Source organism: Aurantimonas sp. C2-5-R2 (assembly GCF_036549495.1).
Lineage (GTDB): Bacteria > Pseudomonadota > Alphaproteobacteria > Rhizobiales > Rhizobiaceae > Aurantimonas > Aurantimonas coralicida_A.
In genome coordinates, this window is sequence record NZ_JAZHLJ010000002.1 from 16,393 (window position 1) to 38,909 (window position 22,517).

Genomic DNA, 22,517 nt, shown 5'->3' on the forward strand with positions numbered 1-22,517 from the left:
GGCGCGACATTATCCGACCGAGCCCTCGAGGCTGATGCCGATCAGCTTCTGCGCCTCCACGGCGAATTCCATCGGCAATTGCTGGATCACGTCCCGGACGAAGCCGTTGACGATCAGCGCCACGGCCTCTTCCTCCGGGATGCCCCGCTGCATGCAGTAGAACAGCTGGTCGTCGGAGATTTTCGAGGTGGTCGCCTCGTGCTCAAACTGCGCGGTGGCGTTCTTGGTCTCGATATAAGGGACCGTGTGCGCGCCGCACTCGTTGCCGATCAGAAGCGAGTCGCACTGTGTGAAGTTGCGCGCGTCGGCCGCCCTGCGGTGGGCCGAAACCTGGCCGCGATAGGTGTTGTTCGAGCGCCCGGCGGAAATCCCCTTCGAGATGATCCGGCTGGTGGTGTTCTTGCCGAGATGCAGCATCTTGGTGCCGCTGTCGATCTGCTGGCGACCGTTGGAGACGGCGATCGAGTAGAATTCGCCCTGCGAGTGGTCGCCGCGCAGGATGCAGGACGGGTATTTCCAGGTGATCGCCGAGCCGGTCTCGACCTGTGTCCACGAAATTTTCGAGCGCTTGCCGCGACAATCGCCACGCTTGGTGACGAAATTGTAGATGCCGCCCTTGCCGTCCTTGTCGCCCGGATACCAGTTCTGGACCGTCGAATATTTGATCTCGGCGTCGTCCAGCGCGATCAGTTCGACCACGGCGGCGTGCAACTGGTTTTCGTCGCGCTGGGGCGCCGTGCAGCCTTCCAGATAGGAAACGTAGGAGCCTTCGTCGGCGATGATCAGCGTGCGCTCGAACTGGCCGGTGTTCTTCTCGTTGATCCGGAAATAAGTCGACAGTTCCATCGGGCAGCGAACGCCCTTGGGGATGTAGACGAAGGACCCGTCGGTGAAGACCGCCGAATTCATCGTTGCGAAGAAATTATCGGACACCGGAACCACCGTGCCGAGATATTTCTTCACCAGATCGGGGTGCTCGCGGATCGCCTCGGAGATTGGCATGAAGATCACGCCGGCCTTCTGGAGCTCCTTCTTGAAGGTCGTGGCGACCGACACCGAATCGAACACGGCGTCGACAGCGACCCGCGAGGAGCCGTTGGAGCCCGGCGGCATCAGCGAATTCTCGTCGAACTCCGATGGCTCCACGGTCTTCACGACGCCAGCCAGGATCTCCTGCTCGCGCAGAGGGATTCCCAGCTTTTCATAGGTGCGCAGGATTTCCGGATCCACCTCGTCCAGCGAGGCCGGCCCGGACATCGACTTGGGCGCCGCGTAATAGTGAATGTCCTGGAAATCGATCTCGGGATATTCGAGCCGCGCCCAGCTCGGGCTTTCCATCGTCTTCCAGCGCTCGAAAGCCTGGAGACGCCAGTCGAGCATCCATTGCGGCTCGTTCTTCTTGGCCGAGATCAGCTTGATCGTGTCTTCGGTGAGGCCCTTCGGGGCGACATCCATCTCGATGAGCGTCTCGAACCCGTATTTGTATTGATCGACGTCGATCTTTCGGACCTGATCGATGGTCTCCTGGACTGCAGGCATTCCAATTCTCCATACTCGCCGGATTCAAGGTCCGGTGGTTGGGCGTGTGCGGCCGCGATATCATCGACGCGGCTCTTAACATAGCAACGAGGCGTCCTGCTTTTTAGGCTCCCGGAGCCGTAGTGCAAGATTGAATCCTCATGCCGCGTGATCTTGTCGGTGCGCGTGCGTGACGCGATTGGCCAATCCGGCATATTCCCTGACGAACCAGTCGAGATCGTCCGCGCTCGTCTCATAACCGAAACTGACGCGGATGGCCCCCTCCTCAGCCGAGATTGCCAGACCCGCTTCCGCCATCGCGGCAACGACGTGGCTACGACCGACCTTGCCCGACGAACACGCCGATCCCGCCGAGATCGCGATACCGGCGAGGTCGAGTGCCATCTGCGCCGTTTCGCTGCGAAGCCCTGGAGTCGCGACTGCCACCGTATTTGGCAGCCGTTCCGCGTCCGCGCCGAGCACGACGACACCTGGAAGCGCTTTCCGGATGGCCGCTTCGAGATGGTGGCGCAGTGTCACAAGCCGGTCCGGCATGCTCTCGAAACGTTCACGAGCCACGTCGGCAGCCGCGCCGAAGCTTGCTATCGCCGGAACCGATTCGGTGCCGGCCCGCCGCCCCGACTCCTGTCCGCCACCCCGCACCAGCGGAAACGGACGCGTCGTGGAATGACGAAGGACAAAAGCGCCGACGCCCTTGGCCGCGCCGAGCTTGTGGCCGGAAACCAGCAACACGTCGGCTCCCGTCTCGGCAAGGTCGAGCGGTATGCGGCCAATCGCCTGCACGGCGTCGACCACCAGCCGGACCGAGCGACCGACGATCGCCGCGTGGATACGATCCAGGGGCTGCAGGACGCCGGTTTCGGAATTGGCCAGCGTCAGCGCCAGTAGGCCGACATTGCCCTCGCCGAGCCCGGCGGCCCAGGCCGCAAGCGCCTCGCAGTCCACAATGCCATTCACATCCACCGGCAGACGGGTTACGTGATCCGCCGCGAAGCTGCCGCCTTCGCGAATGCAGGGGTGATCGGTGTCGATGACCGCGAGCTTTTTGATCTCCGTCTCCCGACCGTCGATCAACCAACGTTGTGAGAGGGCTGTCATGGCCGCCTCGCTCGCTCCGCTGGTGAAGACGACGTCGGCCGGATCGCACGACAACAGGCGGGCGATCGAGCGTCGCGCCTCCTCCACCAGGGCACGCGCGTGGCGCCCCTCGCTATGGACCGACGACGGATTGGCGGCGTCGAGCGCCGACACGAGCGCGTCCCGTGCCTCCTCGAGCAGCGGCGCCGTCGCGTTGTAATCCAGATAGAGGCGTCGCTGGCTTGCGGTCATTCGCTCTCGCAGCGGTTCGATTTCGTGGCCGGTCGACGCAAAATTCTTGAATTTTCCGCAGCGCTTGGACTAAAAGACGCCTTCAACGCCGGCCGGTAGTTTTGAATCATTCTAAACTAGAGCTTACGAGGCCGCTTTGGCTTCGTCAAGAAGCGTCCCGCCGAGCAATCCTGCTCGCCAAGGAAGACAATTATGCCCGAAGTGATCTTCAATGGCCCTGCCGGCCGCCTGGAAGGCCGGTACCAGGCCGCCAAGGAGAAGAACGCCCCGATCGCCATCGTCCTGCATCCGCATCCGCGGTTCGGCGGCACGATGAACAATCAGATCGTTTATCAGCTTTTCTATATGTTCGTCGAACGTGGTTTCACGACGCTACGCTTTAACTTCCGCAGCATTGGCCGCAGCCAAGGCGAATTCGATCATGGCGCCGGCGAACTCTCGGACGCCGCCTCGGCACTCGACTGGGTGCAGAGCCTGCATCCCGATTCCAAGCAGTGCTGGGTGGCCGGCTATTCCTTCGGTTCTTGGATCGGCATGCAGCTTTTGATGCGTCGCCCCGAGATCGAAGGCTTCCTGTCGATTGCCCCGCAGCCGAACTCCTACGATTTTTCGTTCCTGGCGCCCTGCCCGTCGTCGGGCCTGATCATTCATGGCGATCAGGATCGCGTGGCGCCGCCCAAGGACGTGCAGACGCTCGTCGACAAGCTGAAGACGCAAAAGGGTATCGTCATCACCCAGAATACGATGGAGGGTGCGAACCACTTCTTCACCGAACATACCGACCAGCTGCTTGCCGAGTGCGCCGACTATCTCGATCGACGGCTTGCCGGCGAATTGTCAGACCCGAGGCCCAAACGGCTGAGATAGCCAATGACCTCGGTGCAAAGCGGCTTGCCATGTCACACCGACGCGACCCGCCTTAAGGCGGGTCGCACGAGGCTGCCGCCGCTCGACGGCTCGCGGCAGCCGGTGGTCGTCGGCCATGTCAGCGGCCTCCCGTCGAGCGAGCGGACCGCGAGATAGGCCCAGGCCTCCGCCTCCATTGCGTCGCCGTCGAAGCCGACCTCCTCGGCCGTGACGACGCGAGCATGCGGCGCGGCGCCATTGCGAAGATCGGCCATGATCGCCGGATGCCGCCGCCCGCCGCCGCAGACGATCCACAGTTTCGGCGGTTCGGGAAAATGCGCGGCCGCCTTGAGAATGGCTTGCGCGCTGACGAAGCAGAGGGTGCGGGCGACGTCCTCCAGCGAGCCGACGCCGGGCGGCGGAACGGCAAAATCGAAGCGATCGAGTGACTTCGGCGCCGCCTGCGCGAAGAATTCGGCGGACAGATAGCGTTCGGAAAGCGCGGACAAAATGCCGCCCTCGCTGGCGATCGCGCCGTTCTGGTCGAAGGGAATTCCCGCCTCGCGGTCCAGCCACTGGTCGAGCAAGGCGTTGCCGGGACCGGAATCGAAAGCGATGGGGTCATGCTCGCCGTCGAGATAGGTGACGTTGGAAATGCCGCCGATATTGACGAAGACAACCGGGAGTTCCCGGCATTCGGGCGCCAGATTCTTCGCCAGCGCCGCATGATAGGCGGGAACCAGCGGTGCGCCCTGCCCGCCCTCGGCCATGTCGTTCGCGCGCATGTCGAAGACGACCGGCAGTCCGAGCATGTCCGCAAGCAGCTGACCGTTCCCGAGTTGCACTGTCACTGCCTTGTCGGGCCGGTGCAGCACGGTCTGGCCATGGAACCCTATGATGTCGACAGTCGCGGGGTCGACGTCGCAGTCTGCGAAAAAGCGCCGCACCGCCTCCGCGTGGCGCCGGGTCAATTCGGTTTCCAAGGCTTGCAGATCACCGGGACGATCGGTCCGGCGGATGATCGACTTCGCGGTTTCGAGCCCCTCGGCGAGACGGCGCCGGAATGCGGCGTCATATTCATAGACCCGCGCCGGCCCGCGCTTCACGAGGCCGTCTCCGTCGGTGTCGAGGAGCGCCACGTCGATCCCGTCAAGCGAGGTTCCGCTCATCAGGCCGATCGCTCGGCGTTGGGGCGTTTCGGCCAAAATCGGCTCCGCATCTGGAATTGTTGGTCAGGGCTGGTAAACGGCTCTCGACGAACGAAGGAACCTCAGCGTTCCCATGAACCTCTCAGGATCACTATCCCATGACCGGTTTCAAGTCCGAGTTTCTGGCGACGCTCTGCGAACGCGGCTTCATTCACCAGACATCGGGCGACTCCGCCCTCGATGAGCTGTTTCGCACCGAGACCGTCACCGGCTATATCGGTTTCGACCCGACGGCGGCCAGCCTCCATGTCGGATCGCTGATGCAGATCATGATGCTGCACTGGATGCAGAAGACCGGCCATCGCCCGATCGCGCTGATGGGCGGCGGCACCGGCATGATCGGCGACCCGTCCTTCAAGGACGAAGCGCGCAAGCTTCAGACCGTGGAGGGAATCCAGCAGAACCTTGCCGGGATCAGGCGCTCCTTTGAGCGCTATGTCCGCTTCGGCGAGGGTCCGAACGATGCCGTCATGGTCGACAATGCCGACTGGCTTCTCGACCTCAACTACGTGTCGTTCCTGCGGGACGTCGGACGGCATTTCTCGGTCAACCGGATGCTGTCCTTCGATTCGGTCAAGCTGCGGCTCGATCGCGAGCAGTCGCTGTCCTTCCTCGAATTCAACTACATGATCCTGCAGGCCTACGATTTCGTCGAGCTTTATCGCCGCTTTGGCTGCCGGCTGCAGATGGGCGGCTCGGATCAATGGGGCAATATCGTCAACGGCATCGACCTTGGCCGGCGCATGGATGGGGCGGAGCTGTTCGCCCTCACCTCGCCGCTCCTGACCACCGCTTCGGGCGCCAAGATGGGCAAGACCGCCAGCGGCGCGATCTGGCTGAATGCCGACATGCTCTCGCCTTACGATTTCTGGCAGTATTGGCGAAACACCGAGGACGCCGACGTCGGCCGCTTCCTCAAGCTGTACACGACAATGCCGATGGACGAGATCGCGCGGCTGGAAGCGCTTGGCGGGTCGGAAATCAATGAGGCGAAGAAGCGCCTCGCCAACGAAGTCACGGCGATGCTACATGGGCGCGAGGCCGCCGACGAGGCGTCCGAGACGGCGCGCAAGACCTTCGAGGAAGGCGCGCTCGCCGAAAAATTGCCGACGATCGAGGTGCCGGCGGCGTCCTTTGAATCCGGCATCGGGCTTCTGTCCCTCCTCGTCTCGGCCGGGCTCGCGGCTTCGAACGGCGAGGCGCGGCGGCATGTGAAGGGCGGCGCGGTTCGCCTCAACGACGTGTCGGTTTCTGACGAGCGGCTTATGGTGGGACCGCAGAACCTCGCCGAAGGCGTGGCCAAACTGTCGGTCGGGCGCAAAAAGCACGTTCTCGTGCGGCCGGTCGCCTGAAGCGTCTGATCCTCCGAGGAGCTAATATTCGAAGATCCGGCGAAATATCCCCGGCGCGATCGCCGATATCGGATTGACGGTCAAAGTCGGATCGCCGAAGGCGCCAGCCAATCGGTAGGTTATTCCGATCAGCGCGCCCTCGGCCCCGTTGCCCAGAATGCCGCCGACAAACGGCAGGGCTCCGAACAACCGGTTGATTGCGTAAGCCGGCATGAACGAGCCGGATATGTCGATCTGCTCGCGAGAGTCGTAGATGGTGCCTTCGAAGCTCGAGCCGAAGATCGGGCCGCGCAGAATGCCATCCTGCGCAACAAGACGGCCGCCTTCCCAGGCAAGGCCGACGGACGCAGAGTCGAAATAGGCTTGCGATACTTCGAGGTCGCGGCCGATCGCGCCTGCCAGGCTTTCGCTACCGACGCGCGTGGTCCCCACCAAATTTGCCAATCTCGGTTCATCCACCAGGGTGAAATCTTGCAGCGTTAAAGCCCCGCTGAAACCGCCTGACGCCATTCCCGAGAGCTGCAAGCGTGCGCTGCCACCCTGCATGCGCCTATAAAGCCCGCCGAACCGGAGCAGCGATCCAGCGTCGTCGGTGGCAAGACTGATCATCCGATCCGCCCCGCGTGGCCGGACGGCGAGCTCGATCGAACGGCCGGCTACGGTGTGGGCAGAAAGCGAAATCGCTCCCCCGGCTTTGTAGCGAATTGTTGCATCCCGAAACTCCTCACCGTCAAAACCCAGCAAGCGCTCGAGCACGATCGTGGCGTCGACGGCCTTGCTTTTACTCGCTTGGCCCGGTTTCGCCGCCACGCCTTCCCGGCGAAGCCGATCGAGCATCGCACGGGCGTCCAGGCTGCGCCCGGTCATGTCGAGCACATACCCCTCGTCGCCGCGTATGAGCTGTCCGGAGATGTCGTCGCCCCGATTTAGAGCCGCACTATCCAGCGTCACGCTCCTGAGACCGGAGCTGTCGGCTTCGATGCTGCCTTTGGCCGAGAAACCCTCTCCCGACAATTCGACATTGCGCATCGAGATCTGTTCGCCCGATACGCTCAGATCGAAAGCGAGCATTGCAGGGACACCCGGACCTTTGCTCCAGCCGACCGCCGGCATGTCAAGTCGTGCCGTCCCGAGATCGAGCCGGGCGTGAAATCCGTCCTGGACGCGCGTCAAACGCGCCGACAGCGGGCCATCGACGATCTCGCCGAGCATCGGCAACGCTGCGCGAACTTCGTCGTCGGTCAATCGCGCGGTCACGTCGAGCGTCGCCTCGCCGATCGGGTTCGGCCCGATCGGCTGAGAGAATTCCACCCTGGCGGGAATCCCGTCAATCGCAGCCGCAATGTCTCCGATGGCCGCGCCGGGGGCAAGTGTGACCATCCCGGAGATGGCTTTGATCTCGCGCCCGTCGATCTGGCGTTTGAGGTCGACCCCATCGAGATCGGCGAAGACCGACCAACTCTCCAGCCGCTCTTGTTCCGGCGCCGGTTGACCGAGAAGAAATGCCGCTCCGACCCCGACCTTCGCTCGGCCGGTCACGTCGTCGCTCCGCCAGCCGAACTTTCGCAAAGCCCCCACCGGCCCGCGGTCGGCCAGCCGAAGCAGCGCCGGCGCATCGCCGACGAGATTGAGGGACAGTGACGCGGCCACGCCATGGTCCGCCCGAACGAAATCCAACGACGACGGCACGATGTCGAGGCTCGAAAAGCCGGTGATGCTTCCTGCCGCGACCGTGATCAGCGTCGTACCGTCGCGATAGTCCAGCGTTCCGGAAACAGTCTCGACGGCGGGCATGTCGCCGATCGTCGCGAAGGTGCCATCCTCGAAATCGAGCGCAAGCCGCACTTCATCCCCGATTGGTCCCTCGTCCGGCACTGCGATCTCGGCAAGCCGCGCAAGACTGATATCCAGCGCGAGCGAACCCGTCGGCACGGATCCAGCCTCGGCAACATGGTCCAGCACCCAGTCGCGGGCCTTTTCGGCGATGAAGAAGGGCCAGAAGGCCCTGATGTCCGCCGCCATCAGCGCGATTGCGGTAAGGTCCAGCCGAACGCGGTCTGCGGAATTCACACCCGTGAGTTCGCCGGCACCGGCAAGCTCGCCGAGATTGGTCCTTAGGGACAATTCATCGAATGCGACGTGCGCCCCACCGAAATCGACCGCTCCCACCGCCTTGAACGACGCCGATGCCGCCACGTCAGAGCGTCCTGCCGTCGAGGCCAGCCGGGTCGTACGAAGTTCCAGCCGACGGCGCCCGGAGCCGTCCGGCATCAGAGCGATCCGGCCAGCGAACTCCGCCTCGGCCGTCCCGAAATCGATCCGCCCATCGCTGATCGTCAGGTCATCCTCGCCTTCAGCAAGGCTAACACTGCCCCTTGCCGTGGCCACAGGTTGTGTGGTTTTGCCGACAATCCGGCCGTCGTGACCGTTCACGTTGGCGGTAAAACGGCGGCCGGACGCGGTCGTGGCGAGCGAAACGGAGAAGCTTGCTGGCAACACGAGCCCGAGCGCGTCGTGATCGCCATTCGCCGTCACCCTGCCCCACCGCAGTTCCTGCTCGGACGTTCTTGCCGCGAATTCGACAATTCGCTGCCGGTTCGGATCGAGCTTGGCTGTCCCGGATAAGGCCAGTGCGTGCGCGGCGATGATGCCCTTGGCGTCCATCGTGAATTGGCCCGAGGCGTCAGCCGCGATCTCGAAGTTCTCAAGTCGGTCTGCGTCCCGGCCAAGCACGGCAAGATCGCTGACCTCGATATGGCGCAACCCAATGGCCTCGATCGCGACGAAGGGTCGGTCGAGAGCGATAAAGAGGTCTTCTGCCGCAAACTCCTTGCCGGACAGCATATGGTCGAAGACAGACGAGTCGAGACGCACGGTCTCGACTGAGAGGCGATCGACGGCGAGCCCCCCACCAAAGAGCGCGCCCAGGCCGACACCCGCCCGGACGCTGCCGGCGGTTCCAACCGCTTGACCGGTCCGCCGATTCTTGATCGCGACGTCGGAAAAGCGAATACCAAGAGTTCCCGCCGGACCGAATCCGACCTGCTGGCGACCGAACTCAACCGAGAAGGCTGGCCCGACAAACGCCGAGGCGATCCGTTCGGTCTGCCAACGCAGCAAGTCTTTGCCGCGATCGGTCCACAGCAGTGCGCTAATGGCGATGGCGAGCGCCAGAACAACGAATATGGCGAGACTGGCAAGCCCGGCGACAATCCGAATCGCGGTTTTCATGGGCAAATCACACGCGTGCCGAACGCAGCGCGCATTGTCGCCATGCCTTCCCACGCGAAAAGATGCTCATTCTCGCTCCTGAAGATGCGTCGAGGGCGGCATGGCTGCTCCAACACAATAGAGATATTGATAAAAAATTCTGGCAGCCAAGGTTCACAAAACATCCCAAGGCTGATTTCTCAGGCCCCTGAACTCAATAGGACGACATGATGGCACTTTCAGCCGGCGATACCTGCCCCGAATTCCGCTTGCCGGATGACAAGGGGGAGATCGTCTCACGCGATGATCTGAAGGGCACACCATTCGTTCTTTATTTCTACCCAAAGGACGATACGTCCGGTTGCACGGTTGAAGCTGTTGATTTCTCGCGGCTGAAGGGCGAATTCGATTCCCTCGGTGTCCCGGTATTCGGGGTCTCGCCGGATACGGTCAAAAAGCATGGCAAATTCAAGCACAAGCACAATCTAACCGTCCGTCTCCTGTCGGACGAGGAAAAGCTGCTGCTCGATGCCTGCGGGGTTTGGGTCGAGAAGAGCATGTATGGCCGCCGTTACATGGGCGTCGAACGCACCACCGCGCTGGTCGGTCCGGACGGCACGATCATTCGGCTCTGGCAGAAGGTGAAAGTGCCGGGGCACGCCGAGGAGGTGCTGGAGGCCGCGCGCCAACTCGCATCCTCGACATGAGCAGAGCCAGCAAGGAACCCTCGACGCTTCGGCAAGCGACCATCGAAGCGCTGCGCGAAAGCGACCTCGACGCCAAGGTGGAGCGCACCAACCTCGCCTGCCGCCTCTGGTTCGGCCGGCGCATAGGCCTGCACGCTCCTGGGGATCCTGCGCTGCCAGATCGGCCCGGCCGCCCGGCCGCCCCGATTCTCGTTTCGCCGCGCAAGGTCAAACGGCGCTCCGTGCACACGGTCGAGGGCCGCATCGCTCTGATCCACGCGATTGCCCACATCGAGCTGAACGCCATCGACCTCGCGCTCGACATCGTCGCCCGCTTTGCCAGCGAAGCGGTGCCGCGCTCGTTCTTCGATGGCTGGATGACCGTCGCGCTGGAAGAGGCCAAGCACTTCCGCCTGTTGGCGCGAAGGCTGGAAGCCCTCGGCTCCCACTATGGCGCCCTGCCCGCCCATGACGGATTGTGGGAGGCCGTGGTAGCGACAGCGCATGATCTCGGCGCCCGCCTCGCGGTCGTTCCGCTGATCCTCGAAGCGCGGGGGCTGGATGTGACGCCCTCGCTTCTGGAAAAACTGGAAGGTGTCGGCGACGCCGGCACCGCGGCCATCCTGGAAATCATCTATCGCGACGAGAAAAAGCATGTGGCGATCGGCGCCAAGTGGTTCCGGTTCCTCTGCGCCCGGGAACGGCGCGATCCCGCCGAGCGCTTTCAAGAACTCGTTCGCGCGAGTTTCCGCGGCCAGGTAAAAGCGCCCTTCAACGATCGCGCCCGATCCGAAGCGGGGTTGACCCCAACCTTCTATCGCTCGCTATCGCCGCTTTCCAGCTGAGAAGCGGAATTGTGAGCAACAGGCAAAGGATCGTTAACCTTAATCGTGTGCAATCGGTTCATCGATGACTGGGCCTCCGTCCCATCAACGAGGAACGGGAAATGGCGGCGAGCAAACACAGACGAACCTTTGGGGAGTACCGCGAGCCTCACACCATCATCATCGCCCGCGGCGAACAGGTTCGCCATTTCACGGTGGGGCGACGGTCGCTTCTGCTCGGAACGGCCTTTGCGGCTCTGATCTCTCTGACCATTGTCGCGGCGCCGACCTGGTTCCTCATGCAAGACGATATCGCGGCGCGGCTGACCGCGCGACAAGCCCAGATCCGTCAGGATTACGAACAGCGGATCGCATCGCTGCGTTCGCAACTCGACACAGTCACCAGCCGACAGATGATTTCGCAAAAGATCGTCGAGACAAAGGTCGACGTGCTTCTCGATCAGCAGGAAGAGCTCACCGCCCGCTACGACAAGTTGCGCCCCTTGTATGAACGCGCCCAAGAGGTTGGGGTCGCCCTGGCGTCGATTCCCCTGCCCACACCCAATCCTCGACTCGAGGTGGCGGATTTGCCGATGGGAGTGCTCGACACGCTCGTCGAGGACGAGGTCGGCGCTGCGGTTTCGCAGCCCGCTGCGGCCCTCGTCGATCCGATCCGTACCGGCTCGCTCGGCGAGCGGGCCGCTCTCACGACCGGATTGCGCCCCTCCGCGGCGGCGCCCGCCGAATTGGCCGGGAAGACCCAGGTCGCCGACGCGATGATCCGCGAGGTCGGACGCTCCATCGACATCGCCGAACTTCGTCAGATCGAACATCTACAGAGTATGGCGGAGACGGCCCGGACACGAACGCTCAAGATCGCCGCGGCACTGAAAGCGGCCGGGATCGACGTTCCTGAGCTCGATGAGCAGACTGCCACGGGTGGTCCGTTCGAGCCGGTACCTGTGGACTATGATTTCGACGAATCGTATGCCGAACTCGATACGGCCCTGGCATCTTTGCAGAAGGTCCATTTGGTGGCGACGACCCTTCCGATCTCGGCGCCGCTGCCCGGCAGTCGCCTCTCCAGCTCGTTCGGAATTCGCTCCGATCCCTTTCTCGGACGGCGCGGATTGCACTCGGGCGACGATTATGCCGCGGCGGCAGGCACGCCGGTCCCGGCCACCGCGCCCGGCACCGTCACCAAAGCCGGCCGCGCCGGTGGCTACGGCAACCTCGTCGAAATCGACCACGGCAACGGCATTACCACGCGATACGCACATATGTTGCGGGTCGACGTTAGCGTGGGCCAGACCGTCGCGAAAGGCACCAAGATCGGCGAGGTCGGCAGCACCGGGCGCAGTACCGGCCCCCACCTTCACTACGAAGTGCGGCGCGATGACCGAGCCGTCGACCCGGCACGATTTCGTCGCATCGGCCTGAGGATTGGCGCGCTCAGCTGACGACCGGCCTTTACCCGCCCGTCCATCCTGTTCTCAGGCGATATCTTCGACTTCCACGTCGCTGCCATGCACGCGATGGGCCAGTGCCGCTTCCATGAACTCGTCGATGTAACCATCCAGCACGTCTTGGGGTGACGTGCTCTCCACCCCGGTGCGCAAGTCCTTCACCAGCTGATAAGGCTGCAGGACGTAAGACCGGATCTGGTGACCCCAGCCGATATCGGTCTTCGATGCGGCCTCGGCACTCGCCTCTTCCTCGCGCCGCTCGAGTTCGGCCTCGTAGAGCCGCGCGCGCAACATGTTCCACGCCGTTGCGCGGTTCTTGTGCTGTGAGCGCTCGGCCTGACACTGAACGACGATGCCGGTCGCCAAATGGGTGATGCGCACGGCCGAATCCGTCGTATTGACGTGCTGACCGCCGGCGCCGGACGCGCGATAGGTATCGATACGCACGTCGGACTCGGACACGTCGATCTGGATCGTGTCGTCGATCACCGGATACACCCAAACCGACGCAAAGGACGTGTGGCGTCGCGCCTGGCTATCATACGGCGAAATCCGCACGAGGCGATGCACGCCCGATTCGGTTTTCATCCAGCCATAGGCGTTGTGGCCCTTGATGAGCAGCGTCGCCGATTTGATGCCTGCCTCTTCGCCGGCATGTTCCTCGAGAACCTCCACCTTCATCTTGGAGCGGTCGGCCCAGCGCATATACATGCGCAAAAGCATGGCCGCCCAGTCCTGGCTCTCGGTGCCACCGGCACCGGAATGGACCTCGACATAGGTGTCGTTGGAATCGGCCTCGCCGGCCAGCAACGCCTCGATCTGCCGTTTGTCGACGTCGGCCCGAATTCCGCGGATCGCCTTTTCGGCTTCCGTCACGATCTCAGAATCGCCCTCCTCCTCGCCCATGGCGATGAGTTCGACGTTATCGCTGAGCGACTGGTCGAGGCGCTTGATGGAGCTGACCGCTTCGTCGAGATGCTGGCGCTCGCGCATCAGCTTCTGCGCCTCCGCCGCATCGTCCCAGATCGACGGATCTTCCGCCTTCTGGTTCAGATGATCGAGGCGCTTGAGGGATTGATCCCAGTCAAAGATGCCTCCTCAGCAGGCTTATGGCCTGCTTGATTTCGTCGACCATGGTCTCGATCTCGGCACGCATGCCGCAATCTCCTGATTTACTGGTGATTTGAATGCCGCCCCGACGGTCGCCGGGGCGCTTTGCGCAAGGAAAAGGGCGGTCGGCCCGCCCTTGAAGCGTCTATAACGCCGATGGCAGCGCTTGGCTAGAACAGCCCGCCAGCGCCCTGGACGATGGCCTGCTCGGCTTCCTGCGAGACTTCGCCGGAGCCGAAACCCGACGCGACCTCGTCCATGCCGATGACCTGGTAGGCATCCGACGGGCCGGTTCCGGGCTTGAACGCCTCCATGATCACGTCGGGTCCCGAGCCGCTGGCGCGCATGCCGGACTTCCGGTTGACGGCGATGATCTCCATGCCCTCCGGAGGTTGGAACTCGATCGGCTTGCGGTCTTTCAAAGCCTCACGCATGAAATCGATGAAGACCGGGGCAGCCATTCCGCCACCCGTCGCCCCGCGGCCCATCGGCGTCGGATTGTCGTAGCCGAGAAAGACGCCGGTGACGATATCCGGCGTGAAGCCCACGAACCAGACGTCCTTCTCCTCATTGGTCGTCCCGGTCTTGCCGGCGATTGGAACGCCGAGTTCCTTCACCTTGGTCGCCGTACCGCGCTGCACGACGCCTTCCATCATCGAGGTGATCTGGTAGGCCGTCATCGGATCGAGGATCTGATCGCGCTCGTCGATCAGCTCCGGCTCGGGCTGGCCGTCATATCGGGTCGCATCGCATGACTGGCATTGGCGCTGATCGTGTTTGTAGATCGTGCGTCCATACCGGTCCTGGATGCGATCGATCAGCGAGGGCTGGAGCGAACGCCCGCCATTGGCGATCATCGAAAAAGCCGACACCATCCGCAGGACCGTCGTTTCGCCCGCGCCGAGCGCCATGGGAAGATAGGGCAAGAGCTTGTCGTAAATGCCGAACCGTTCCGCGTATTCGGCGACGAGTTGCATGCCCATGTCCTTGGCCAGGCGGACCGTCATGAGGTTGCGGCTCTTTTCGATTCCGAGGCGCAGTGTCGATGGGCCGGCGGAGCCGCCGCCGTAATTGGAAGGCTCCCAGAAACCGCCATTGCCGTCGGGCAGTGAAATCGGCGCGTCGAGGATGACGGACGCGGGGGTGTAGCCATTGTCGAGTGCCGCGGCGTAGACGAATGGTTTGAACGACGATCCGGGCTGCCGATAGGCCTGCGAGGCCCGGTTGAACTCCGACTCGGCGAAGGAGAAGCCGCCGACCATGGCCAATACGCGGCCGGTCTGCGGCTCCATCGCAACTAGCGCGCCCTGAATCTTCGGCGGTTGGCGGAGCCGATAGCCGCCGCCTTCCTCGATGCTCTCGACATAGACGACGTCACCACGCGAGACGACATCCGAGGCCGATTTCACCGTGCCCTGTCGCTCTTTGGTGTTCAGCCGTAGCGCCCACTTCATATCGGCGAGCGCGATCGTGCCGACTTCGCGTTTTGGGCCGAGCGCGCCGGAGACCGGCTGAAGGCCGATGCTGATCCGGTCGCTGTCGGTGGCGAGAACCACCGCCAAGCGCCACTCGGGCACGTCCGCGAGCGGTTCGACCTTGCCGAGCGCCGGCCCCCAGTCGCTTCCAATGTCGATCCGCGTCACCGCGCCCCGAAACCCACGCGCCTCGTCATATTTGACCAGCCCACGCTGCAGCGCGGCGCGCGCTTCGGCCTGCAGCTGTGGATCAAGCGTCGTTCGGACTGACAATCCGCCTTCGTAGAGCGCATCGACCCCATAGCGCTGGATGATTTCGCGCCGGACATCCTCAGTGAAATACTCCGCTGCCGCCAGATAGGTGTCGGACGTGCGCGGATTAACGCCCAGCGGCTTTTGTTGAGCCTCGGCGGCCTCGGCATCGGTAATGATCTGATTCGTGGCCATCTGATCGATGACCCAATTGCGACGCTCGAGCGCTTTGTCTTCATCGCGGAACGGATTGTAGTTCTCCGGCGCCTTGGGCAGCGCCGCGAGATAAGCCGATTCCTCGATCGTCAGTTCGCTGACCGGCTTGTCGAAATAGGCCAGCGACGCCGCGGCGATGCCATAGGAGCCGAGCCCGAGGTAGATCTCGTTGAGATAAAGCTCGAAGATCTTGTCCTTCGAATAGGCTTGCTCGATGCGCAGCGAAAGGATCGCTTCCTTCACCTTGCGATCCAGCGTGCGCTCGTTCGTCAACAGAAAGTTCTTGGCGACCTGCTGGGTGATCGTCGATGCACCCTGCATGCGCCCACCCTTGGCCAGGACCAGGACGGCACGGGCGACACCTTCGAGGTCGATGCCGGGATGCTGATAGAAATTCTTGTCTTCGGCCGAGAGAAACGCGTTCTTGACCAGATCGGGAATCGCCTGGATCGGCAGAAACAAACGGCGTTGGCGCGCGTATTCGGCCATGAGCGATCCGTCGGAAGCGTGAACCCGCGTCGTCACCGGTGGCTCGTAGTTGGCCAGCACCTGATAGTCCGGCAAATCCTGCGCCATCTTCTCGACGTACCAGGCAAAACCGCCCGCCACGATCAGGAAGAAGATGGCTCCGATTCCGAAGAAATAGCCGAGCAATCTAATCATAAAAACTCCGTCCGCCCCAGGTGCGACACTCCGGTTCGGTCTCCTACCCGATCATGGCGCCGATTGGCCATCCGGCAGGTCTACAAATACGGTCGGGACGAACGATTGCCCTTTCCGCATACAATCCATCAACCTTGTTGTCGGCAATTGCGGCAAGGCCGTGAACTCAATCGGCGTTCGGTCGATCAATTGCCGTCTTCGTTGTTGATTTATCACACTCGTCGGCTGCAGTGCAGCCTCGTCGTCCTCCCTGCTCCGTTCCCCCGAAAAAATTCATCACAGCATCCGCCGTGGCGGCGGCCACCTCCTCGCGCCAGGCATCGTCCTGCAAGAGCCTTTCGTCCTGACGGTTGGAAAGAAAACCGAATTCGACCAGGACAGAGGGAACATCCGGTGCCTTTAGAACCTTGAACCCCGCTGACCGCTTGGGTCGATTGATCAGGCGGATGTCACGGGTCGCCAGATCGTGGACGAGCGACGTCGCGAAGTGCTCCGAGAAGCTGACGGTCTCCCGGCGCGTGAGGTCCAGCAGGATGTCGAAGACATCCGGTTTCTCCTTCTGCCATTCCTCGCCGGCAAAGCGGTCGGAGGCATTTTCCGCGGCGGCGACCTGCCGAGACAGCTCGTCCGATGCCGTTTCCGAAAGCGTATAGACTGTCGCGCCGCGCAAAGCGGATTGGCGAATCGAATCGGCGTGGATCGAGATGAAAAGATCGGCCCGCTCCCGGCGGCCGGCGGCGGCCCGCGCGTCCAATGGAATGAAGGTGTCATCTTCGCGGGTCAAAACCACTCTGACGCCACCCTTGGCGAGCAGCGAATCCCTCAGGGCGAACGCCAGTTCCAGATTGATATCCTTCTCATGCGTGCCGGAGCGCGACACCGCGCCGTTGTCGATTCCGCCGTGGCCAGGGTCGAGCACGATCGTCAGCTTCCGCTCCGGCTTCGCCGCGTTCTGCTGCAAATCAATGGCATCGGGCTGTGCGCCCGGTGTTTCGGCCCTCGCCACAGGCGCGTGCGCCACGTCCGACGGCTGAATCGACAGGACGATGACTTGCCCGTCCGGCCGTTCCTCGGTCCGGATCGCGGCGAATGCCTCTCGCTTGAGGCGAAAGATGAAACGATAGCGGTTGCTGGAGACGAGCCCGTGGCGGATGCTCTCGACGAAACCGTTGTCCGGCGGTGCCGCGATTGAAGCGGCTGAAAGCGTATCGATGAAGTCGACCGCGACCCGATCGGGATTGGCAAGCCGCAGAATGCGGGTCTGGGGTTTGCCTCGCAGAACGAAGGACGCGGAATATTCGTCCTTTCCCGCCCTCTGGCTCATGTCGGTAATGACCAAGTCCCGAGCGTGTGCCTCCACCCGCCAGGCCAAAATCGCAAGCAGCGCAAATGCCGCAACCCGGACCCATCGCCGACAACCGGAAACCAGTATTTGGACGAAGCGTGTCATGCCCCTCGATCCAGCCCGTGCTCCCATCTGGTAATCCTCGCCGCACCTAGCCGAGGCGGAGCCGACCTTCGACCCCGCATCGCCCGGTCGAACGCTATAAAGATGATCAGACTGGGGCGGAAGCCGCATCGGATTCGACCATGCTCCCGCGCGTACCCATCGCCAGCTCCGCAACGCCAGGGCAGTTTTTTTGGTCCTAGCGCTTGGCTAGCGGCCAAAGCTTGCGTTGGCCTTGGCAGATCGGTACCGCGCTACGCCCCATTGCGATGTTCCCCTTGTTTCTTGCCCTCGGCCAGCATAAAAGCGCAGACGAGGCTGACTATGACGGGAGGACCGTGTCGTCGTCGGGTCGAAAGCGGAACCGCCAGTGGACGCTAGCGTCTGGTTGCAGCGGTTGCGGCACTTGGATCCTTGACGGCATCGACACCGGTCATCAGCTTCTCGGAAGATTTTCAATCGATACTGGAGCGCAGCTCCAGGCGATTTTCCAACGATGCGGATGCGCCCTGTTCGAAACAGCAGCCGGTCCGCGCGTTTCGTCGGCCGCTACAGCGGCCATCCAATTGTTGCAGGTCGTGATTTTGTCGTCAGCCTCCGCTTATAGCCCGACGTTCATCGCCAGCCCTTCCCGGGCCGGACGGTCGTCGCCGCGCGGAGAGGAACGGCAGCGAATCACGCCCCTTACGGGCTCGCGCCCCACGGTCGTCCCGCAGGCTTCACACGCCTCGTTACGGCCCGGCGCGAGCGCCCGGGAGTCCATTCATGGCAAACAAAATGCTGATCGACGCGTCCCACCCGGAGGAGACGCGGGTCGTCGTCGTCCGCGGTAGTCGGATCGAGGAATTCGATTTCGAATCGGAGCACAAGAAGCAGCTTAAGGGAAACATCTATCTGGCCAAGGTGACACGGGTCGAGCCGTCACTGCAGGCCGCCTTCGTCGAATATGGCGGCAACCGCCACGGCTTTCTTGCCTTCAGCGAAATCCATCCGGACTACTACCAGATCCCCAAGGCCGACCGGCAGGCGTTGATCGACGAAGAACTCGCCCGCGTCCAGGAGGAAGAGGACGAGGCCGACGAGCCGCGCCCCAGCCGTGGGCGTAGCCGCAGGGGGTCGCGGAACAAGGCGGCAGAGCGCAACGACGAGGAAAGCATCTCGGAGACCGTCGATTCGCAGGACGGCGAACCCGCGTCGGGCGAAGGCGGCGAATTATCCGAAGACCGGGATCAGCCTGACGTAGCAGCCGCCGGGATGCCGCAAGGCGAGTCGGCAGACGACGCCGCGGAGACCGACGCCGACGATTCCGATGGCGACGACGAGCCGACCTCTAGTCAATCACAACGCGGTCGACGCAGCAGCAGAGCTCGGCGCGGCCGTGGCCGCTCGACAAGCGACGACGACGCCAATGACGAGGCGAATGGCGACGAATCGGAGCAGATCGACGAAATCGGCTCCGAGGATGCGATGGAGGAGGTCCCGGTTCGCCAGAGCCGCCCGCGCCGCCAATACAAGATCCAGGAAGTGATCAAGCGGCGCCAGATTCTGCTGGTCCAGGTGGTCAAGGAGGAACGCGGCAACAAGGGCGCGGCGCTCACCACCTACCTGTCCCTCGCCGGTCGTTATTCGGTTCTGATGCCGAATACGGCGCGCGGCGGCGGCATTTCCCGCAAGATCACCAACGCGTCCGATCGCAAGCGTCTGAAAGATGTCGTGCGCGATCTCGACGTGCCGAAGGGCATGGGCATCATCCTGCGCACGGCTGGCGCGAACCGGACGAAGCCCGAGGTCAAGCGCGACTACGAGTATTTGATGCGGTTGTGGGAGACCGTCCGCAATCTGACGCTGTCGTCGATCGCCCCGGCCCTGGTCTATGAAGAGGGCAGCCTGATCAAGCGATCGATCCGCGACCTCTACAACAAGGATATCGACGAGATCCTCGTCGCCGGCGAGGCCGGTTACCGTGAAGCCAAGGACTTCATGCGGATGCTGATGCCGAGCCAGGCGAAGGTTGTGCAGCCCTATCGGGATCAGACGCCGATCTTCGCGCGCCAGGGCATCGAATCGCAGCTTGAAAAGATGGTGCATCCGCATGTCACGCTGAAGTCCGGCGGGTACATCATCATCAATCAGACCGAGGCATTGGTTGCCATCGACGTCAATTCGGGACGCTCGACGCGCGAGCACTCGATCGAGGATACGGCGTTCCAGACCAATATGGAGGCCGCCGAGGAAGTCGCGCGGCAGCTCCGTCTGCGCGATCTCGCGGGTCTGATCGTCATCGACTTCATCGACATGGAGGAAAAGCGCAACAACCGGACGGTCGAGAAGAAGATCAAGGATTGCCTGAAGAGCGATCGGGCGCGCATTCAGGTCGGCAGCATTTCGCATTTCGGCCTTCTGGAAATGAGTCGCCAGCGCATTCGCGCCAGCGTTCTCGAATCCACAATGCAGCCCTGCCCGGTCTGCGAAGGCGCCGGCCACATCCGATCGGCTTCCTCCTCCGCGCTGCATGTCCTGCGCACCATCGAGGAACACCTCCAGAAGCATTCGAGCCACGACCTGATCGTCAAGATCCAGACGGCGACCGCGCTCTACGTGCTCAATGAAAAGCGCCAGCGGATCGAAGAGCTGGAACGCCATTACGGTCTGCGCATCGTCCTCGCCGCCGATGAGAGCGCCGGTCATCAAAGCCTCGCTATCGAGCATGGCAGCGAGGCGGTGAAACCGGAAATCTCCTCCGACGTCGTCAATCCCGAATCGGTGGCGGCGGCCGAGATCGACGCTTTGGACGAAGCGGCTGACGAGGAAGCTGCCCGCAAGTCGCCTGAAACGATCGAGGAGGCAGATGAACAGACCGATTCGGATGGTTCTGACGGTGGCAAGCGCAGACGCCGCAGGCGGCGCAAGCGGCGGGGCGAGAACGACGACGAGACGGTTTCTGCCGAAAGCGACCAGTCCGAGCCGGAGACCGACAGCGACGCCGATGATGAATCGGCGGGCGATGACCGTGCTTCAGATCGAAGCGAGGATGATTCGGATCGGGGACGCAAACGTCGGCGCCGCGGACGGCGTGGCGGTCGTCGCAATCGTGACGAGACCGGCGGTGCGGACGACGGGACCGAGGCGGGCGGCGACGCTGCGCAGGAGGCGCAGCCCGCGAACGCCGAGGAAGCTGGCGATGCCGTTGCCGTGCCGCACGTCGAGGTAGTGCCTTCGGCCCCGCTCCAGCCAGTCGCTATGGATGCGGCTGGGGAGACGAATGCCGCGTCCGCCGAAACGTCCGTCGCGACATCCGGCGAACGCAATGGGGAAGAGCTGGCAGCAGCGGCGCCGGAGTCTGCTCCGGCCGCGGAATCCGCTTCGCGCGAAACGCCGGAAGCCGCGCCGAGCGAGATGGCGGACCAGGAGATGGTGTCGCCCGCCTCCGCGGCCAATGACGACGTGCGCGAAACCCAAGTCGAAGAGTCCGGTGAGCCGGTGGTGACATCCAGCGACGCGACGAAGGAAACTACCGAAACCGCGGAAAAACCGCGACGTACCGGCTGGTGGGCGCGGCGCTCGTTCTTCTGAGTGCTCGCGACCTCCGTGCTGCCTGTTCTCGGCCGCGCGGTTTCGGAGCGCCGATCGCGTTTGGTCTTCCAACGCAACGCACAAAGACAACGGGCGGCCTCGCAAGGGGCCGCCCGTTTCTGTTGGCAAGCGAGGCTGGCTTGCACCTACCGGACGGAGTTCGCCGCGATTCGATCCAGAGCTTCGCTGAGCGTCGCGTGGTCGCAGGCATAGGAGAGTCGAACGAACCCCTCGCCGCGGCGTGGATCGAAGTCCGTGCCGGGGGTGATCGCGACATGGCAGTTTTCGAGGATGGCCTTGGCGAAGGCGGTCGAACTCGCCTCACCCTCCGGGATGGCCGCATAGGCATAGAAGGCGCCGTCGATCGGCGCGATGTCTCGGAAACCGAGCGATGGCAGGCGATCGATCAGAAGATCACGGTTGCGCACATAGCCATCGCGAACCCGGTCGAGCTCGTCTCTCGCATCGAAGACGGCCGTTGCGGCGACCTGGGAAAGCTCGGGCGCTGAGATATAGAGGCTCTGGCCAATTCGCTCGGCCGCGCGCATCAGGTCCGGCGGCAGCACCAGCCAGCCGATCCGCCAACCGGTCATGCAGTAGTATTTCGAGAATGAGTTGACGACGATCGGTCGCTTCGAGAATTCGAGCGCTGTCGCCTCAGCCTTGCCGTAGGCCAGGCCATGATAGACTTTCGTCCGAAATGAACCGGATGCCCTCAGCGTCCGCATATTCGACCAGACGACGCAGTTCCTCGCACGGCGTCATGGTGCCTGTCGGATTCGCCGGGCTTGCCACGAGGACGCCGGCAATCGGGCCGGCCTCATGCGCGCTGCGTAGATGCTCGGCCGTAAACACGTATTCGGTCGATCGATCGACTTCGATTTCCACCGGGACCAGACCGAGCGCGCGCAGGATGTTGCGATAGGCGGGATAGCCGGGAGCGGCGATGGCGATTCGATCACCGGGGTCGAAGGCGGCGAGAAAAGCGAGGTTGAAACCAGCCGACGAGCCGGTCGTGACCATGATTCGGTCCGCGTCGAGCGACTGCCCGTAAGCCTCGGCATAATGCCGCGCGATCCGCTCGCGCAAATCGCGCCGGCCGAGAGCGTCCGTATAGGCGATGCGGCCATGATCGAGCATACGCCGCGCGCCGCAGCGCGCGCGATCTCCGGTGCCGGCGCCGCCGGTTGCCCGACAGCCAGCGAGAGGACCGAATCTCCTTGTGCGATCATCCGGTTGGCCTCGGCCAGCACGTCCATCGCGCGAAACGGATCGATGTCCGACCGCCGGGATGCCGTCATTGTGAGCAGATCGGACACTG

13 protein-coding genes and 1 pseudogene are annotated in these 22,517 nt (G+C 63.1%); 6 read left to right on the plus strand and 8 right to left on the minus strand.

What is annotated here, in order from left to right; genetic code table 11:
* Nucleotides 1–9 precede the first annotated feature (9 nt).
* Together sufB and VQ044_RS01150 are read right to left on the minus strand one after the other, a co-directional pair.
* Complete coding sequence (sufB, locus tag VQ044_RS01145) at nt 10–1,539, minus strand: Fe-S cluster assembly protein SufB (protein ID WP_327622207.1); 1,530 nt, start codon at nt 1,537–1,539, stop codon at nt 10–12.
* 138 nt (nt 1,540–1,677) lie between these two features.
* Nucleotides 1,678–2,868, minus strand: coding sequence for a cysteine desulfurase family protein (locus VQ044_RS01150; protein WP_327646649.1), 1,191 nt, complete (start codon nt 2,866–2,868; stop codon nt 1,678–1,680).
* Nucleotides 2,869–3,060: 192 nt separating this feature from the next.
* Between VQ044_RS01150 and VQ044_RS01155 the strand changes: the two genes are divergently transcribed.
* Nucleotides 3,061–3,735 carry an alpha/beta hydrolase gene (locus VQ044_RS01155; protein WP_327622209.1) on the plus strand — a complete coding sequence of 225 codons (675 nt, stop codon included), beginning with the start codon at nt 3,061–3,063 and terminating at the stop codon, nt 3,733–3,735.
* A gap of 32 nt (nt 3,736–3,767) precedes the next feature.
* On the opposite strand, the gene VQ044_RS01160 is transcribed toward VQ044_RS01155, so the two are convergent.
* Complete coding sequence (locus tag VQ044_RS01160) at nt 3,768–4,919, minus strand: anhydro-N-acetylmuramic acid kinase (protein WP_327622210.1); 1,152 nt, start codon at nt 4,917–4,919, stop codon at nt 3,768–3,770.
* Between the two features lie 101 nt (nt 4,920–5,020).
* On the opposite strand from VQ044_RS01160, the gene tyrS reads away from it, so the two are divergent.
* Entirely contained in the window at nt 5,021–6,274 is a 1,254-nt protein-coding gene (gene tyrS, locus VQ044_RS01165) for a tyrosine--tRNA ligase (protein ID WP_327646651.1), read from the plus strand.
* 21 nt (nt 6,275–6,295) lie between these two features.
* On the opposite strand, the gene VQ044_RS01170 is transcribed toward tyrS, so the two are convergent.
* Complete coding sequence (locus tag VQ044_RS01170; RefSeq protein WP_327646652.1) at nt 6,296–9,505, minus strand: hypothetical protein; 3,210 nt, start codon at nt 9,503–9,505, stop codon at nt 6,296–6,298.
* A gap of 206 nt (nt 9,506–9,711) precedes the next feature.
* Between VQ044_RS01170 and VQ044_RS01175 the strand changes: the two genes are divergently transcribed.
* From VQ044_RS01175 to VQ044_RS01185, 3 genes are all read left to right on the plus strand, one after another.
* On the plus strand, nt 9,712–10,191 hold the full coding sequence (locus tag VQ044_RS01175; protein ID WP_327622213.1) for a peroxiredoxin: 480 nt from the start codon (nt 9,712–9,714) through the stop codon (nt 10,189–10,191).
* Nucleotides 10,188–11,015, plus strand: coding sequence for a ferritin-like domain-containing protein (locus VQ044_RS01180; protein ID WP_327622214.1), 828 nt, complete (start codon nt 10,188–10,190; stop codon nt 11,013–11,015). Before VQ044_RS01175 ends, VQ044_RS01180 begins: the two co-directional genes overlap by 4 nt.
* A 101-nt stretch (nt 11,016–11,116) precedes the next feature.
* Entirely contained in the window at nt 11,117–12,454 is a 1,338-nt protein-coding gene (locus tag VQ044_RS01185) for a peptidoglycan DD-metalloendopeptidase family protein (protein WP_327622215.1), read from the plus strand.
* Nucleotides 12,455–12,487: 33 nt separating this feature from the next.
* Here the strand turns inward: VQ044_RS01185 and prfB are convergent.
* The 3 genes from prfB to VQ044_RS01200 form a co-directional block, all read right to left on the minus strand.
* Nucleotides 12,488–13,616, minus strand: a protein-coding gene (prfB, locus tag VQ044_RS01190) for a peptide chain release factor 2 (protein WP_327646653.1) whose coding sequence is annotated in 2 segments (ribosomal slippage) — nt 12,488–13,546 and nt 13,548–13,616 — 1,128 coding nt in all. Because the reading frame shifts where the segments join, the coding sequence is not laid out codon by codon here.
* Between the two features lie 124 nt (nt 13,617–13,740).
* On the minus strand, nt 13,741–16,176 hold the full coding sequence (locus tag VQ044_RS01195) for a penicillin-binding protein 1A (RefSeq protein WP_327646654.1): 2,436 nt from the start codon (nt 16,174–16,176) through the stop codon (nt 13,741–13,743).
* A 166-nt stretch (nt 16,177–16,342) separates the two neighbouring features.
* The gene (locus VQ044_RS01200) at nt 16,343–17,626 is read right to left on the minus strand and encodes an N-acetylmuramoyl-L-alanine amidase (RefSeq protein ID WP_327646655.1); all 1,284 of its coding nucleotides are present in this window, start codon (nt 17,624–17,626) and stop codon (nt 16,343–16,345) included.
* A 762-nt stretch (nt 17,627–18,388) separates the two neighbouring features.
* On the opposite strand from VQ044_RS01200, the gene VQ044_RS01205 reads away from it, so the two are divergent.
* Nucleotides 18,389–21,196 (plus strand): Rne/Rng family ribonuclease, encoded by a 2,808-nt coding sequence (locus VQ044_RS01205; RefSeq protein ID WP_327646656.1) that lies wholly within the window; start codon nt 18,389–18,391, stop codon nt 21,194–21,196.
* 146 nt (nt 21,197–21,342) lie between these two features.
* On the opposite strand, the pseudogene VQ044_RS01210 reads toward VQ044_RS01205, so the two are convergent.
* A pseudogene (locus tag VQ044_RS01210) lies at nt 21,343–22,497 on the minus strand (pyridoxal phosphate-dependent aminotransferase).
* Nucleotides 22,498–22,517: the final 20 nt, after the last annotated feature.